13 protein-coding genes are annotated in these 15,411 nt (G+C 70.6%); 8 read left to right on the top strand and 5 right to left on the bottom strand.

The features are described 5' to 3' along the window. Positions 1-3 precede the first annotated feature (3 nt). Complete coding sequence (locus AB0878_RS41350; RefSeq protein ID WP_366587159.1) at positions 4-687, top strand: L,D-transpeptidase family protein; 684 nt, start codon at positions 4-6, stop codon at positions 685-687. A 1-nt stretch (position 688) separates the two neighbouring features. Here AB0878_RS41350 and AB0878_RS41345 read toward each other — a convergent pair whose 3' ends face one another. From AB0878_RS41345 to AB0878_RS41335, 3 genes are read right to left on the bottom strand one after another with little or no spacing between them, the layout of a single operon-like run. After that, a complete protein-coding gene (locus AB0878_RS41345; RefSeq protein ID WP_366587157.1) occupies positions 689-1,672 on the bottom strand; it encodes a PHP domain-containing protein in 984 nt (327 codons plus the stop codon). A gap of 17 nt (positions 1,673-1,689) precedes the next feature. After that, a complete protein-coding gene (locus AB0878_RS41340) occupies positions 1,690-2,193 on the bottom strand; it encodes a metallophosphoesterase (RefSeq protein WP_366587155.1) in 504 nt (167 codons plus the stop codon). Positions 2,194-2,197: 4 nt separating this feature from the next. Beyond that, a complete protein-coding gene (locus AB0878_RS41335; RefSeq protein ID WP_366587152.1) occupies positions 2,198-2,857 on the bottom strand; it encodes a GntR family transcriptional regulator in 660 nt (219 codons plus the stop codon). A 146-nt stretch (positions 2,858-3,003) separates the two neighbouring features. On the opposite strand from AB0878_RS41335, the gene araD reads away from it, so the two are divergent. From araD to AB0878_RS41315, 4 genes are all read left to right on the top strand, one after another. After that, positions 3,004-4,722, top strand: a complete 1,719-nt coding sequence (gene araD, locus AB0878_RS41330) for an L-arabinonate dehydratase (protein ID WP_366587150.1) — start codon at positions 3,004-3,006, stop codon at positions 4,720-4,722. A 90-nt stretch (positions 4,723-4,812) separates the two neighbouring features. Then, positions 4,813-6,585 carry a VanW family protein gene (locus tag AB0878_RS41325; RefSeq protein WP_366587148.1) on the top strand — a complete coding sequence of 591 codons (1,773 nt, stop codon included), beginning with the start codon at positions 4,813-4,815 and terminating at the stop codon, positions 6,583-6,585. Between the two features lie 15 nt (positions 6,586-6,600). Further along, entirely contained in the window at positions 6,601-6,825 is a 225-nt protein-coding gene (locus AB0878_RS41320) for a hypothetical protein (RefSeq protein ID WP_366587145.1), read from the top strand. Positions 6,826-6,894: 69 nt separating this feature from the next. Beyond that, entirely contained in the window at positions 6,895-7,716 is an 822-nt protein-coding gene (locus AB0878_RS41315) for a DJ-1/PfpI family protein (protein ID WP_366587307.1), read from the top strand. Between the two features lie 63 nt (positions 7,717-7,779). Here the strand turns inward: AB0878_RS41315 and AB0878_RS41310 are convergent, their stop codons facing one another. Beyond that, positions 7,780-8,328 carry a hypothetical protein gene (locus AB0878_RS41310; protein ID WP_366587143.1) on the bottom strand — a complete coding sequence of 183 codons (549 nt, stop codon included), beginning with the start codon at positions 8,326-8,328 and terminating at the stop codon, positions 7,780-7,782. Between the two features lie 154 nt (positions 8,329-8,482). Here AB0878_RS41310 and AB0878_RS41305 point away from each other — a divergent pair, with 154 nt between their 5' ends. Both AB0878_RS41305 and AB0878_RS41300 read left to right on the top strand, forming a co-directional pair. Beyond that, entirely contained in the window at positions 8,483-9,235 is a 753-nt protein-coding gene (locus tag AB0878_RS41305) for an ABC transporter ATP-binding protein (protein WP_366587305.1), read from the top strand. Further along, on the top strand, positions 9,211-10,803 hold the full coding sequence (locus tag AB0878_RS41300) for a hypothetical protein (RefSeq protein WP_366587141.1): 1,593 nt from the start codon (positions 9,211-9,213) through the stop codon (positions 10,801-10,803). The genes AB0878_RS41305 and AB0878_RS41300 overlap by 25 nt, the downstream gene beginning before the upstream one ends. Before the next feature lie 33 nt (positions 10,804-10,836). Here the strand turns inward: AB0878_RS41300 and AB0878_RS41295 are convergent, their stop codons facing one another. Then, on the bottom strand, positions 10,837-12,189 hold the full coding sequence (locus tag AB0878_RS41295; RefSeq protein WP_366587139.1) for a TrpB-like pyridoxal phosphate-dependent enzyme: 1,353 nt from the start codon (positions 12,187-12,189) through the stop codon (positions 10,837-10,839). A 497-nt stretch (positions 12,190-12,686) separates the two neighbouring features. Here AB0878_RS41295 and AB0878_RS41290 point away from each other — a divergent pair, with 497 nt between their 5' ends. After that, entirely contained in the window at positions 12,687-15,293 is a 2,607-nt protein-coding gene (locus AB0878_RS41290) for a hypothetical protein (protein ID WP_366587137.1), read from the top strand. Positions 15,294-15,411: the final 118 nt, after the last annotated feature.

The raw sequence follows: 15,411 nt of genomic DNA, 5'->3' as shown, positions 1-15,411 counted from the left end.
CCCATGAGAACCGTTCTGGGGACGCTCGTCTGCGTCGCGTTGGGTACGCTCGCCACCGTCGCACCGGCTTCACCCGAGCAGAATCCGGCGCAGGATCCCCCGCTGGCCTACCACGGTTCCGCCGGACAGATGGTCACGGTCACCGCGCCGGACCCGTCGTCGACCACCGCGACGCTGATCGCGTGGCAGCGCAAGGGTTCCCACTGGGTCCGGGCTCTCGGGCCGTTCCCGGCGTTCGTCGGCACGCAAGGCATCGGCGAAGCGAGCGAAACGACGTCGCACACTCCTGCCGGCGTCTGGACCCTCACCGAAGCGTTCGGCATCCAGCCCACCAACGGCACCCGGCTGCCCTACCGCCAGGTCACCGACCACGACTGGTGGGTCTCCGACGTCAAGTCGCCCTACTACAACACGCACTACTCGTGCGCGCCCGGCACCTGCCCGTTCGACGAGGCGGCCGGCGAGGACCTCGGCAAGGCCGGCCCCGTCTACGACCACGCCACCGTGATGGACTACAACCGCTCGCCCGCAGTGCCGGGCAAGGGTTCGGCGTTCTTCCTGCACGTCTCGGCGGGCAAACCGACGGCGGGCTGCGTGTCCATCCCGGGCGCTGACCTCGACGCCGTGATGCGCTGGCTCGACCCGGCCGGCCACCCGGTGATCAACATCGGGATCAGTCCACAGTAGACTAGACGAGCTCGTCGGCGGGGCGAGTGTTGATCACGCGGTCCGCCGTGAGACCGACCTTTTCGGCGCGCGCGCACCCGTAGACCTGCCAGTCGAGCTGGCCGGGGGCGTGCGCGTCGCTGTCGATGGCGAACTCGCAGCCCAGCTCCACGGCCATCCGCAGCAACGGCATGGGCGGGTCGAGCCGCTCCGGGCGCGAGTTGATCTCCACCGCCACGCCGTTTTCCCGGCAGGCGGTGAACACCTTCTCGGCGTCGAACGTCGACGGCGGCCGCGCCCGCGGTCCGCGCACGAGCCGGCCGGTGCAGTGGCCCAGCACGCGCACGTGCGGGTTCGCGACGGCCGCCAGCAGCCGCGGCGTCAGCTCCCGCGAGGGCATGCGCAGCTTCGAATGCACGCTGGCGACCACGAAATCCAGCCGCTCCAGCAAGTCCGGACGCTGGTCGAGCGCGCCGTCGTCGAGGATGTCGACCTCGATGCCGTGCAGCAGCCGGAACGGGGCGAGCTCTTCGTTGACGCGCGCGACCTCGTCCATCTGCTTGCGCAGCCGCTCGGGCGAAAGGCCGTTGGCCACGGTCAGGCGCGGCGAGTGGTCGGTGAGCACGATCCACTCGTGGCCGAGGTCGCGCGCGGCCTCGGCCATCTCCTGGATGGGGCTGCCGCCGTCGGACCAGTCGGAGTGCGTGTGGCAGTCGCCGCGCAGCGCGGCGCGCAGTTCGCCGCCGTCGGGCAGATCGGCTTCGGCGACCTTCGCCGCGTACGCGGGCACGCGGCCGAGCCACGCGTCCTCGATGACCCCGGCCGTCGCCTTGCCGATGCCCTTGAGCGCCTGCAGCGTGCCCGAGCGCACGCGGCTCTCGAGCTCTTCCTGCGACAGGTGGTCGACGACCGCCGCGGCCTGCCGGAAGGCGCGGACGCGGTAGGTCGGCTCAGCCGCGCGTTCGAGCTGGAACGCGATGTCGCGCAGTGCGCGTGCCGGGTCCATGCGTCCTGTTTACCCGCTCAGGAGCGCCGGGGCAGCTCGTGGAGCTCGACGTCGGTGAGTTTCCCGGCGTGGATCTCGGCGGTGGTGTAGGTGCAGAACTCCTGCCGGCGCCGGTCGGTGGGCGAGCCGGGGTTGAGCAGGCGCAGGCCGCCGGGCGTCACGGTGTCCCACGGGATGTGGCTGTGGCCGAACACGAGCACGTCGGTGTCGGGGAACTGCGCGTCGCAACGCGCTTCGCGGCCCTTCGCGTCGCCCGTTTCGTGGATCACGGCCAGACGCACGCCACCGAGCGTGACGCGGGCGACCTCCGGCAGCCAGTCGCGCAGCTCGGGTCCGTCGTTGTTGCCGTAGACCGCGATGAGCCGTTTGCTGGCCACGGCGAGCTCGTCGAACGCGTCGAGATCCACCCAGTCACCGGCGTGCACCACGACGTCGGCCCGCTCCACCTCGGCCCAGACCTCGTCGGGCAGCTCCTTGGCGCGCTTGGGCAGGTGGGTGTCCGCGACGAGCAGCAGCCGCACGGTGTTACGCCCCCTCTTCGGGGATCGCGGCCAGCACCCGATCGAGGAACGCGCCGATGTGCTTGCGCAGCAACTCGGCCGCACCCTCGGCGTCGCCCTTCTTCGCGGCGGCGAGCACGGCCTTGTGCTCGCTCCACTCCTTGCGCCAGCTGGGGTTCGTGTCCCAGCCGACCACGGTGATGAGCGCGGCGCGGTCCTTGAGGTCGTCGAGCATCGAGACCATCAGCGGGTTGCCGCACCCGGCGTAGAGCGCGCCGTGGAACCGGCGGTTGAGCAGGCTGAGCGCGGTGTGGTCCTTGTCCGCGAGCGCCGCCTGCGCCTCCTTCAGCGCTTCGGCGGCGTCGTCGAACGACGCCCCGGCCGCCACCGAACGGCGCAGCGCCTCGGGTTCGAGCACCATGCGCACGTCGTACACCGAACGCGCGAGCTCCGCGTCGACCACACACACCGAAGCGCCGCGGTACGGGCTGAACGTGACCAGCCCGGAGTTCGACAGCACCTTCAGCGCCTCGCGCACCGGCGTCTTCGACACCCCGAGCCGCTGTGCCAGCTCCGCCTCCACCAGCGGCTGGCCCGGGAGCAGCTCGCGGGTCAGGATGCCGCGCCGGATCTCCTCCAGGACCACTTCGGTCCGGGAGGCGGGCAGGCTGAACGTCGGTGGCATCGGACACTCCAGGCTCGCGCGGTCTGCCGCGGTGAACAGACCGACATTCAACCAGGCGGGCGCGGACGGTGCCCGCGACCCGCGTGGCGGACTGTGATCATATATCAGATGCCATACTGCCCGTAGCGACGAAAGGCGGCCCGGCCATGAAAACACCGGAGGACCTGCGCAGCCACCGCTGGTTCGGGGGCGACGAGCTGCGCAACTTCAGCCACCGTGCGCGGGCCCGCCAGCTCGGTTACGAGCCCGGGGAACACCAGGGCAAGCCGGTGATCGCCGTGCTCAACACGTGGAGCGACATCAACCCGTGCCACATGCACCTGCGCGAACGCGCCGAACAGGTGAAGCGCGGCGTGTGGCAGGCGGGCGGATTCCCGCTGGAGTTCCCGGTGGCGACGCTGTCGGAGACGTACCAGAAGCCCACGCCCATGCTGTACCGCAACCTGCTGGCGATGGAGACCGAGGAGATCCTGCGCTCCTACCCCGTCGACGGCGCGGTGCTGATGGGCGGCTGCGACAAGACCACGCCCGCGTTGCTGATGGGCGCGGCGAGCGCCGGGTTGCCGGCGATCTTCGTGCCGGCCGGCCCGATGCTGCGGGGCCACTGGCGCAACGAGGTGCTGGGCAGCGGCACGGACATGTGGAAGTACTGGGACGAGCGCCGCGCCGGCACCATCGGTGACGAGGAGCTGTCAGAGCTGGAACGCGGTCTGGCCCGCTCCCCCGGCCACTGCATGACGATGGGCACGGCCTCGACCATGACCTCGGCCGCGGAGGTCCTCGGCGTGACGCTGCCGGGGGCGGCGTCGATCCCGGCCGTGGACTCGGCGCACCACCGGATGGCGGCGGCCAGCGGCGCGCGGATCGTGGACATGGTGTGGGAGGACCTCACGATCACGAAGGTCCTCGACGAGCGCGCGTACGCCGACGCCATCACCACCGTGCTGGCGCTCGGCGGCTCGACCAACGCCGTGATCCACCTGATCGCGATGGCCGGGCGCAGCGGCCTGTCGCTGAGCCTGGCCGACTTCGACGAGATCGCGCGCCGCGTGCCCGTGCTGGCCAACATCCGCCCGGGCGGCGCGTGGCTGATGGAGGACTTCTACTACGCGGGCGGCCTGCCCGGGCTGCTGTCGCGGCTGACGGACCTGCTGCACACCGACCGGCTCACCGTGTCCGGCCGCACCCTGGGCGAGACGCTGACGACCGCGCGCGTGCACAACGACGACGTGATCCGCCCGCGCGACAACCCGCTGGCGGCCGAAGGCGGCGTCGCCGTGCTGCACGGCAACCTGGCGCCGTCGGGCGCGGTGATCAAGCACATCGCCGCCACTCCGGAGCTGCTCACCCACACCGGCCCCGCCGTCGTGTTCGACGACTACGCCGACCTCAAGAAGCGCATCAACGACCCGGCGCTCGGCATCACGGCCGACTCCGTGCTGGTGCTGCGCGGCTCCGGCCCGCTCGGCGGCCCGGGCATGCCCGAGTACGGCATGCTGCCGATCCCCGACCACCTGCTCGCTCAGGGCGTGCGCGATATGGTGCGGATCTCCGACGCGCGCATGAGCGGCACCTCCTACGGCGCCTGCGTGCTGCACGTCGCCCCGGAATCGCACGTCGGCGGCCCGCTCGCCCTGGTCCGCGACGGCGACCTGATCACGCTCGACGTGCCCGCCCGCGCGTTGCGGCTGGAGGTGCCCGACGACGAGCTGGCGCGCCGGCGGGCGGATTGGCTCGAGCCTGCGCCGCGCTTCGAACGCGGTTACGGTGCCCTGTACGCCGAGCACATCACCCAGGCCGACGAAGGCTGCGACTTCGACTTCCTCGCGCGTGCCGGCGCCAACCCGGAGCCCGACGCACGCTGACCGGTTTGTTCCGCAAGGGGCACTAGTCCGGCATGTCCGGCTCAGGCCGTACGCTGTGGCGCGGGACGCAGCAAACGGAGGGTCGAACAGGTGCCGTACGAACCGCGCTGGCCGGAGTCCGAGGACGAGCAGACGGTCGTGCTGCCGGCGGTCGGCTCGTCGGATGCCGAGCCCGAATCGCGCCCTCGGCTGCGCAGGACCCTGTGGATCTCCGGCGGCGTGCTCGCCGCGCTGCTGGTCGTGTACCTGATCGACCTGCTCACCAGCCAGGGCAGCGTGCCACGCGGGACCACGGTCGCGGGCGTCGACGTCGGCGGCCTCGACCGGCCGGTGGCCGAGCGGGAGCTGCGGGGCCTCATCGAGCCGCGGCTGACGCGGCCGCTGACGGTGACCGCGGGTGCGGCCCGGACCACCTTGTCGCCGACGCTGGCGGGCCTGCGCCTCGACTGGTCCGCAACGCTGGACCAGGCCGGTGACCAGCCGCTGAACCCGTTCACGCGGCTGGCGTCGTTCTTCTCGACGCACGAGATCGGCGTCGTCTCGCACGCCGAGGGCGACCGGCTGGACCCGGCGCTGGAGGACCTGCGCGGGCGGGTGGATCGGGCCGCGGTGGAGGGCACGGTGCGGTTCGACGGCACCACACCGGTCGCCGTGGCGCCGCAGCCGGGGCAGAAGCTCGATGTCGCCGCGGCGAAGGCCGCGGTGCTGAGCCAGTGGGCGTCCGGGTCCGAACTGGCTTTGCCCGTGGTGCCGGCGCCGGTGCGGACCACTGCCGCCGGGGTGCAGGCGGCGCTGGAGCAGTTCGCACGTCCCGCGGTGGCTGCGCCGGTGACGATCGAGGGTGAGGGCGCCTCGGCTGTGCTGGAGCCGCGTGACATCGCCGCGGCGCTGACTTTCGCGCCCGCCGACGGCGGCGGGCTGGTGCCGGTGGTGGACCAGAAGAAGCTCGTCTCGGTCGCCGGCCCGCAGCTGAAGTCCACCGAGAAGGAGGGCAAGGAGGCGACCATCGGGTTCAGCGGCGGGAAGCCGACCGTCGAGCCTTCGGTGGACGGGAAGACCGTCGACTGGGAGCCGAGCCTGAAGGCGCTACCGGACGTGCTGAAGCGCGCCGACGGTCGTTCGCTGAAGGCCGTGTACAAGAACAGCCCGGCCAAGGTGACGACCGAGCAGGCCAACGCGCTGGGCGTGAAAGAGGTCGTCGGCGAGTTCACCACCGGCGGCTTCGCGCCCGACTCGGGCGTCAACATCCGCGTCGTCGCCCAGAAAGTGAACGGCGCCATCGTGAAGCCCGGCGAGACCTTCAGCCTCAACGGCTTCACCGGCCCCCGCGGCAAACCCCAGGGTTACGTCGAGGCCGGCGTCATCGAAAACGGCGCCCCGGCCCGCGAGGTCGGCGGTGGCATCTCGCAGTTCGCGACGACCCTGTACAACGCGGCGTACTTCGCGGGCATGAAGGACGCGGGGCACAAGGAGCACAGCTACTACATCAGCCGCTACCCGGCGGCTCGTGAGGCGACGGTGTTCCAGAACCCCAACGGGTCGAGCGTGATCGATCTGAAGTTCACCAACGACTCGTCGACGGGGATCGCCGTTCAGACGATTTGGTCGCCTTCGTCGTTGACGGTGAAGCTGTGGGGCACGAAGCGGTACTCGGTGGAGTCGATCCCCGGGGAGCGGACCAATCCGACTCCGCAGCCGACCAAGCCGGGTCCGGCGGAGAACTGCCACGCGTCCAATGGGGCCCCTGGGTTCACGACTACGGATACGCGCGTGCTGAAGGACGCGGCCACGGGGCGGGAAGTCTCGCGCCACACGCGGACGGTGCGGTACAACCCGCAGCCGAAGATCACCTGCGGGGCTTAGGTGCTTGTGGTCAACATGGTGGAGAAGTTCGGCGCGGACGAACTCCTCGAACGGGAGTGGGATCTGCCGGCGGAGGTCGTCGAGCCGTTGCGCGGACAGGTCGACATGACGCCCGACGGCTGGATCATGCACATGTGGCGGATGACGGCGGAGATCGCCGACATCGTGCAGCCTTGGGTCGACGAGCCCATCGACGTCGAGTCGGGCTCCTGGTACGTCAGCTCGGCGCAGGTCGACTGACGCGTTTCGACCTGAAGATCGCAGGCTGGCATCCTTCTGACTGAGCTTCAGGAGGATGACTTGGCGACAGTGCTGATCCCCGTCCCGGCGCAGGACTCGGACCCGTCCGAAGTGGCCGTCAGCCGGGCGATGCTCGACGGGCACACGGTGGTCTTCGCGACTCCCGAGGGCGCGCAGGCGACCTGCGACGAGCTCATGGTCACCGGCGAGGGCCTCGACCTGTGGAGCCGCGTGCGGGGCCTGCGGAAGCTCACCGCCGTCGGCCGCGTGCTGCGCGCCGATTCGGCCGCGCGCTCGGCGCACGCCGCGTTGCTCGCCGACCCGGCGTGGCGCACCCCGATCCGCTGGGCCGACATCAACCTCGACGACTTCGACGGCCTCCTGCTCCCGGGCGGGCACCGCGCGCGCGGGATGCGTTCCTATCTCGAAAGCCCCGTGCTTCAGGACGTGGTCGTCTCCGCGTTCCAGCGCGACCTCCCGGTCGGCGCCATCTGCCACGGCGTGCTGCTCGCCGCCCGCAGCGTCGACCCGGCCACCGGCCGCTCGGTCCTGCACGGCCGCACGACCACCGCCCTGACCTGGCAACTGGAACGCACGGCCTGGCAGCTGGCACGCCGGACCCGGTTCTGGGACCCGGACTACTACCGCACCTACCGCGAGGAGCCCGGGCAGCCCGCGGGGTACATGTCGGTGCAGCAGGAGGTCACCCGCGCCCTCGCGCGCCCGGAGCACTTCCGCGACACGACGGACCGGGTCCAGGCGAGCGGCCGCGCCCGCGACTCGATGGAGGACTCACGCCCGGCGTTCGTGGTCGAGGACGGGAACTACGTGTCCGCTCGCTGGCCCGGTGATGTGCACACGTTCGCGAAGACGTTCGCCACACGGCTCTGACTCAGGCGGCCGAAGATCACTCACGGCTGGCGGACTGGCCACCAACACACCTGAGATCCACGGTCACACGCGATCGTGCCAGACCAGGAATTCTCTTGGCTCCCTGCTCGCGAGAAGATCACCGATGGGTGACCTCGAGACGGTGTCCAGCCAGCTTTCGAGGGGCGTCCCATCATCGGGAAACCACCATTCCGAAAATCCCCCGGCGGACTCGAGGTCGCGATCCAGGTCATATCTGTACTCCAACTGCACCTGCGAATAAGCTTCGTGCGCCCCGGCCGCGTCGAGAACCTCCAACTGCCGCACCATGCCGACGACCAGCGTGGGCGATGACAGCCAGCCGGCTTTCCCGTACTGGAAGAGCAGCCCGTCCGCGTCCTGGCCGGCGGGGACATCGAACTGCGTCGCGAAGAACCTGCGGGCCAGCTCGACAAGAGCCGGCACCGGCGGGCCGGCCGGCCCGGCCCCGGCAACCAGACCGGTAGCGATGGCGAGCGCGTCGCCGACGGGGCGCTTGTCCGGCAAGCGAACCTCCGAGTCGTGCCACCTGATGACAAGCTCAACGTATCGCTTACCCGGCGCGGGATGAACGCCGAATATCCCGAACGTCACCGAGCGTAACCACCTCGCAACCCACCCCAACCCAGCGCCCTCCGCAACTCACCAACACCCGCAAACACCGCGCACACCTCCCCCAATCCGCGTAATCTCCCCTTCCAGACCACGGAAGGGGGCACTCGTGGCCGAGAACGGCGCGGACGCCGCAATGGGCCTGTACGGGCTCACCAAACGGTTCGGCACCACGCTCGCCGTCGACAGCGTCACCCTGGAGGTTCCGCGGGGCTCGTTCTTCGGGCTCGTGGGGCCGAACGGTGCGGGCAAGACGACGTCGCTGTCGATGGCGGTGGGGTTGCTGCGGCCGGACCAGGGGCAGGCGAACGTGTTCGGCGTGGACGTGTGGCGGGAGCCGGAGCGGGCGAAAAGCCTGATCGGGGTGCTTCCGGACGGACTGTCCATTCCGGAGCGCCTCACGGGCCGCGAGCTGTTGACGTACATGGGACTTCTGCGGGGCCTGCCGCCCGACACGGTGGCGGCGCGGGCGCAGGAGCTGCTGGGCGTGCTGGAGCTGCTGGAGGCCGAGCGCACGCTCGTGATCGACTACTCCGCGGGCATGCGCAAGAAGATCGGGCTCGCGATGGCGCTGCTGCACGGGCCGCGGCTGCTGGTGCTGGACGAGCCGTTCGAGGCGGTGGACCCGGTGTCGGCGTCGACGATCCGGACGATCCTACAGCGGTTCGTCGGCTCGGGTGGCGCGGTGGTGCTCTCGAGCCACGTGATGGCGCTGGTCGAGCAGCTGTGCAGCCACGTCGCGGTGATCACGCGAGGGCGGGTGGTCGCGGCGGGCGCCGTCGACGACGTGCGGGGCGGCGGGAGCCTGGAAGACGCGTTCGTGCACATCGTGGGCGGGCGCACCGGCGGAGCGGAAGGACTGTCGTGGTTGGCGTCCTCGTCCGACTGAAGCTGCGCGTCCTGCGCAATTCCCTGCGCGGCAGCCGCGTCGCGGGCATGGTCGTCGGCGGGGTGATCGGGCTGACGGCCGCCGTGCTGACGATCGTGCTGGCCCTCGTGCCGATCCGCGGCGGCGGTGGCATCACCGTCGACCTGCTGACCACGATCTACGCGGGGTGGGCAGCCGGCTGGGTGCTCGCGCCCATCGCCACCGGCGGCGGGGACGACACGCTGCGCCCCGAGCACTTCGCACTGCTGCCGATCGGCCGGCGCAAGCTCGCCGTCGGGCTGCTGGCCGCGAGCTTCGTCGGCGTGACGACGCTGGTCAGCCTGGTCGCGTTCCTCGGCCTGTTCTTCTACGGCCTGCGCCTCGGCGCGGGCGCGGCGCTGGTCGGGCTCGTGTTCACGGTGCTGCAGCTGGCGTTCGTGGTGCTGCTCTACCGCGTGGTGATGGCGGCGCTCGGCGCGCTGCTGACGTCGCGCAAGGGCAAGGAGCTGGGCATCATCCTGGTCGCGCTGACCGGTCTGTCCGGGGTCGGCGTGAACCTGGCGATCAACAGCCTCGGCCCCGCGATCATCAACGGCCGCGTGCCGGGCTTCGTGAACGTGATGCACGTGCTGCCGTCCGGCTGGGGCACGGTCGCCGTGCACGCGGCCGGCACCGGCGAGTGGGGCACGGCGCTCGGGCTGCTGGTCGCGATGCTCGCGCTGATCGCCGTGCTGCTCGCGGCGTGGGGCGCGCTGCTCGCGCGGCAGGTGACCAGCCCGTCGTTCCGCGGCGCGTCGCGCACGAAGGTGCGGGCCGAGGGTGCGCGCGTGCGCCGCAGCCTGCTGCCCGCGACTCCTGTGGGTGCCGTGGCGCGCAAGGAGCTGTTCACGTGGTGGCGCGACGCCCGCCGGCGCGTCGCCCTGCTGTCGACGCTGATCGTCGGGGTCGTGGTCACGGTCCTGCCGGCGCTGTCCGGCGGCGGGCGGCCGGCGATCGTGCCCTATCTCGGCGTCGCGGTGGTGTTCTTCGCGTGCATGCAGTCGGGCAACCTCTACGGCTTCGACGGCAGCGCGCTGTGGCACACGCTCACCGTGCCCGGTGCCGAACGCGCCGACGTCCGGGGCCGGCAGCTGGCGTGGGCGTTGATCGTGGCGCCGGTGGCGCTGCTGCTGGCCGCCGTCCTGCCGGGTGCGGTCGGCGAGACCGGCGCGTATCCGTGGGTGTTCGGCCTGGTGCCGGCGCTGCTGGGTGGCGGGGCGGGCGTGCTCATGCTGCAGTCGGTGTTCCTCGCCTACCCGCTGCCCGACCAGCGCAAGAGCTCGAGCCCGTGGTCGTCCGGCGGCCGCCCGGGCTGTGCGCGGCTGCTGCAGATGTTCGCGACGATGCTGCTGGTCGCCGCGGGAGCGCTGCCGGTGCTCGCGCTGTGCGTCACAGGCGCGGTGCTCGGCTCGCCGGTGCTGCAGTGGCTCGGCGTGCCGGTCGGGATCGTGGTCGGCGCCGTGCTGGCGTGGTGGTGGGGCGGCCTTGCGCAGCGACGGCTCGCCGCGCAAGGCCCCGAGTTGCTGGCGACCGTGTCCAAGGAGCGGTGAACGACGGGCCGCGGGTCCGGGCGGCCCGTCGTTTCACGGCAACTCGGCCAGGGAAGCGGCGAGCACGTCGTCGGACAGCTCGTTGTCCACCATCTCGCCGGAGAGGTACGCGCCGTACGCGGGCAGGTCGAGGTGCGCGTGCCCGCACAGCGCCGTGAGGATCACCTTCTCTTCCCCGGTTTCCTTGCAGCGCAACGCTTCCTGGATGCACGCGGCCAGCGCGTGCGTCGGCTCGGGCGCCGGGATGATGCCCTCCGCCCGGGCGAAGCGCACACCCGCCGCGAAGCACTCCTGCTGCCCGACGGCGAGCGCCTCGATGAGGCCCAGCTCGTAGATGTGCGAGATGAGCGGCGACATCCCGTGGTAGCGCAGGCCGCCCGCGTGGATCGGGTCGGGGATGAAGCCGTGGCCGAGCGTGTGCATCTTCAGCAGCGGGGTGAGGCCGGCCGTGTCGCCGAAGTCGTACGCGTACGTGCCGCGCGTGAGGGTCGGGCACGCTGCCGGCTCGACGGCGCGGATCACCGGGTTCATCCGGCCCGCCAGCTTCTCGCGCAGGAACGGGAACGCGAGCCCGCCGAAGTTGGAGCCGCCGCCGGTGCAGCCGACGAGGAGGTCCGGCGTGTCGCCCGCGAGCTCGAACTGCTTGAGCGCTTCCTCGCCGATCACCGTCTGGTGCATCAGCACGTGGTTGAGCACGCTGCCGAGCGCGTACCGCGCGTTCGGGTCGGCCGCGGCCTGCTCCACGGCCTCGCTGATCGCGATGCCGAGGCTGCCCGGGGAATCCGGGTCGTCGGCGAGGATCTTCCGCCCGGACTCGGTCAGCGCCGACGGGCTCGGGTGCACGGTCGCGCCGAACGTCTCCATCATCAGCTTGCGGTAGGGCTTCTGGTCGTAGGAGGCGCGGACCTGCCACACCTCGCACTCGAGCCCGTACTGCGCACACGCGAACGCCAGCGCACTGCCCCACTGCCCGGCGCCCGTCTCGGTCGTCAGGCGCGTGACGCCCTCCGCGGCGTTGTAGAACGCCTGAGGCACCGCAGTGTTCGGCTTGTGCGACCCGACCGGGCTCACGCCCTCATACTTGTAGTAGAGGCGGGCCGGGGTGCCCAGCGCTTTTTCCAGCCTTCTCGCGCGGTACAGCGGCGAGGGGCGCCACAGGCGGTAGACCTCGCGGACCTCCTCGGGAATGTCCACGTACCGCTCGGTGGACACCTCCTGCGCGATCAACGCCTGCGGAAACAGCGGCGCGAGATCCTCCGGCCCCACCGGCTCACGCGTCCCCGGGTGCAACGGCGGGGGCGGCGGCTCCGGCAGATCGGACACCACGTTGTACCACTGCGTCGGGAGATCGGCTTCGTCCAGGATGTACTTGGTGCGCTCCGCCATCACGACTCCTCCGGTCTGGAAAACTCAACATAGATCGCCGGAGGCCCGGTGGGCCAGCCTGATTGTCCACAGTGGATCTACTTGGGAGGAAACTTGCCAACTCGCGTCGATCACCTGCAGCTGGCCGACGGTTCCCGCAGGACCGGCCGCCGCGGCGAGTTGCGCGGAGAGGAATAGCCGCTGGAGCGGTCACGGAGGACGTTGCGCGGATCTACCAACTCATCGCCAGGGAGACGTGGCAGCGACAGGGTGGGCCGTTCTCGCGAACGGCTCATCGCCCGTTCAGCGCATCAGCTTTATCACGGTCCACAGCGCGGTCCCCGCCCGGCAGATCCCCAGTCCGACGGCCTCCCGTGGGTGTACACGCCGGAGTCCAGGCAGGTGTAGGACGGCGCCGCGTACCGGATCCCGTACCGCGACTCGGCTTCGCGTGGTGCAACCAATCCTCCCCTTCAGGCGTGTAGGTCGTGCATGCCTGCAACAGGGGAAGGGCCAGCATGACCTTACGAAGATCACTGACGTTGCTCGCCGTCGCGCTCACGATCGGGCTCACCGTCACCGATGGCGCGATGGCGGCAGCGGAAACCACTGGTCAACAGCGTTCCGAGATGACGCTGTCCGCGACGTCCTGGGGTTACGTCGACTCAGCGACACCGACCACCGCCAATTTCAAGCCGTCCGGCAACTTGCCGATCGGCACCTGGGACGCCACACCGCACCTTCAACGCTCGTACGTGAATTTCGACCTGAGTTCGTTGCGAGGTGTTCCGTTCACGACAGTGCTGCTTTCGGCCGGCGAGACGCACTACGTCGACTGCGACAGCCGCGCCACCGAGGTGTGGCGGACCTCCGCCTACACCAAGCAGTCGACCTGGCAGAACCGCCCGGCGGAGCGGACACGGGTAGCCGCCAGGGGCGCCGACGGCACCTGCATCGACAACGACGCCACGTTCGACGTCACCTCTGCGGTGCGGGACGCGGTCGACCACAAGGACCGTCACCTCACGCTGGGCTTCCGCGTCGCCGAAGCCCACGAGGCGGACCCGGCGTTCTATCGGCTGATCGAGGCCCCGGCAACGCTGCGGGTGGTCAACAACGCGCCGCCCGCGGCGCCGACCGACCTCCGCACCAACGACGAACCCTGTGCCAAGGACGGCACCGGGGCACTGGTGAGCGGCCAGCTGGAGCTGAGCGCACAGGTATCCGACCCGGACGGCGACTTCACGTCCGGGCAGTTCACGTGGTGGCCGGTGGCGGACCCGTCGCAACGGCACACGGGTGCCGGGTCGGGCAACCCCGCCGCGGCGTACCCGGACACCTCGGACCTCGCCGACGGCACCTACGCGTGGGAGGTGTACGCACAGGACAGCTGGGGTGCGAAGTCGTCCACGGTGGGCCCGTGCCGGTTCACCGTCGACCGCACGGATCCGAACGCGCCTGCCGTCGTCTCCGCGACGTACCCGGCGGGCGTCGAGGGCGGCGGGGTCGGTGTGGCCGGCGAGTTCACCTTCTCCCCCAACGGTTCCACCGACGTCGTGCGGTACGACTACAGCTTCGGCGCGAACACGCGTGAGATCGCCGCAGGCCCCGACGGCACGGCCACCGTCAGCTTCACGCCAACGGCCAACGGCTGGCAGTCGGTGATCGTGCGGGCGTGGGACCGGGCGGGCAACCTCTCGGGCAGCACCTACTACTCATTCCTCGTCAAGGAGACGCGGCCGACGGTCACGTCCGACCGCTACCCGCCGCAAGGCGGCCCGGACGGCGGCATCGGCGTGCCGGGCGTGTTCCGGTTCGCGCCGGGGATGCCGAACGTCGTGACGTATGACTACCGGCTGGACGACGGCGCGTCCGCCACGGTCACGGCCGGCCAGGACGGCGTCGCCGAGGTGACGATCACGCCGGCCACCGGTGGTGATCACGTGCTGTTCGTGCGCAGCACCGACACCTCGGGCGTAACGACGCCGGAACGGGAGTACCGATTCCTCGTCGATGCGTCACCGGTGGTAAGCGGGCCCGCGAACGTCGACCTGGGCACCTCGGCCACGTACACGGCAACCCCGAGAATGCCGGACGTCGTCGAGTACGACTACTGGTTCGCGAGTGCCGAGAGTACGAAGTGGACGGTCAAGGCGAACGCCGACGGAACCGCCACGCTGCCGATCGAGTTCACCTCGGCTGACCAGAGCCTGCTGCGGGTCCAGGCCCGCGACGCGTCCGGCGGGCTGTCCCCGGTAACGGAGAAACGGTTGTCGCTCAACACCTGGCGACCGACGATCGGCTACGAGGGCGACATCGCGACGGAGGGCAGAGCCGCCACGTTCACGTTCACCACCCCGATGCCGAACGCCGTGGAGTTCGAGTACTGGCTGACGGCGGACCCGGCGACCAGGTGGACCGTGCCCGTCAGCGGGAACACCGCGACGGTGAGCTACACCCCACCAAGGATCGGCGACTACGAGATGGTGGTGCGCGCGAGGAACACGGCGGGCGTGTGGTCGTCAACGGACAACATCACGTGGACAGTGACGAACGATCCAACGGTGACCTCGAAGGAGTTCCAGGCGAACGGGCGGGCGTTCCCCGGCACCTTCACGTTGGAAGCCCGCCAGCCGGGCGCGGTGGCGTTCGAGTACTCGTTCGACTGGGGTCCGTTCCAGCAGGTGGCCGCTCAGAACGGCCGCGCTGTGCTGGCATGGACTCCCCCGCTGCCACCGGAAGGCTGGGCCTCCCACAACCTGCGGGTGCGTACGGTGACGGCCGACAAGGTCGCCTCGCAGGAGAACACGTACGGGTTCAGCATCTCGAGCGCGCCGTACGTGTCGTCCAAGGAATACCCGGAAAACGAGTGGTCGGGCGGTCCTGGTGTGCCGGGGACGTTCACCTTCACGCCGGGTATGCCGGGCATCGTCTCGTACACCTACTCCGTGCGGAACGACCGGGGTGCCGTGACAGAGGAGTTCACCGTGCCGGCGGACAGTTCGGGTGCGGGGACGATGACGTGGACCCCACCGGACCGAGGCATCTACTCGGTCACCGTGTGGGGCAACACGGCCGACGGCACCAGGTCGGGTGACATCGGCTACTCGGTGTACGTCGACTAACCGCCGTTCGTCGACCCCGGCCGCGGCCGGGAGTACACCGTCGGGGTGCTGCTGCTCGGCATCGTCGTGGGGTTGGCGCTGTTCCGCCGCGGCGTGCTGCGGACGCCCGGGCCGTGGC

The organism is Amycolatopsis sp. NPDC047767, assembly GCF_040704195.1.
Lineage (GTDB): Bacteria > Actinomycetota > Actinomycetes > Mycobacteriales > Pseudonocardiaceae > Amycolatopsis.
Note: the sequence above shows the minus strand (reverse complement) of the source record. Positions and strands in the feature narration are given on the sequence as shown.

Coding starts and splice junctions, on each gene's coding strand:
- AB0878_RS41295 (WP_366587139.1), bottom strand. CDS start 12,189: ATGGCGGAGCGCACCAAGTACATCCTGGACGAAGCCGATCTCCCGACG.
- AB0878_RS41290 (WP_366587137.1), top strand. CDS start 12,687: ATGACCTTACGAAGATCACTGACGTTGCTCGCCGTCGCGCTCACGATC.
- AB0878_RS41345 (WP_366587157.1), bottom strand. CDS start 1,672: ATGGACCCGGCACGCGCACTGCGCGACATCGCGTTCCAGCTCGAACGC.
- araD (WP_366587150.1), top strand. CDS start 3,004: ATGAAAACACCGGAGGACCTGCGCAGCCACCGCTGGTTCGGGGGCGAC.
- AB0878_RS41335 (WP_366587152.1), bottom strand. CDS start 2,857: ATGCCACCGACGTTCAGCCTGCCCGCCTCCCGGACCGAAGTGGTCCTG.
- AB0878_RS41350 (WP_366587159.1), top strand. CDS start 4: ATGAGAACCGTTCTGGGGACGCTCGTCTGCGTCGCGTTGGGTACGCTC.
- AB0878_RS41305 (WP_366587305.1), top strand. CDS start 8,483: ATGGGCCTGTACGGGCTCACCAAACGGTTCGGCACCACGCTCGCCGTC.
- AB0878_RS41320 (WP_366587145.1), top strand. CDS start 6,601: ATGGTGGAGAAGTTCGGCGCGGACGAACTCCTCGAACGGGAGTGGGAT.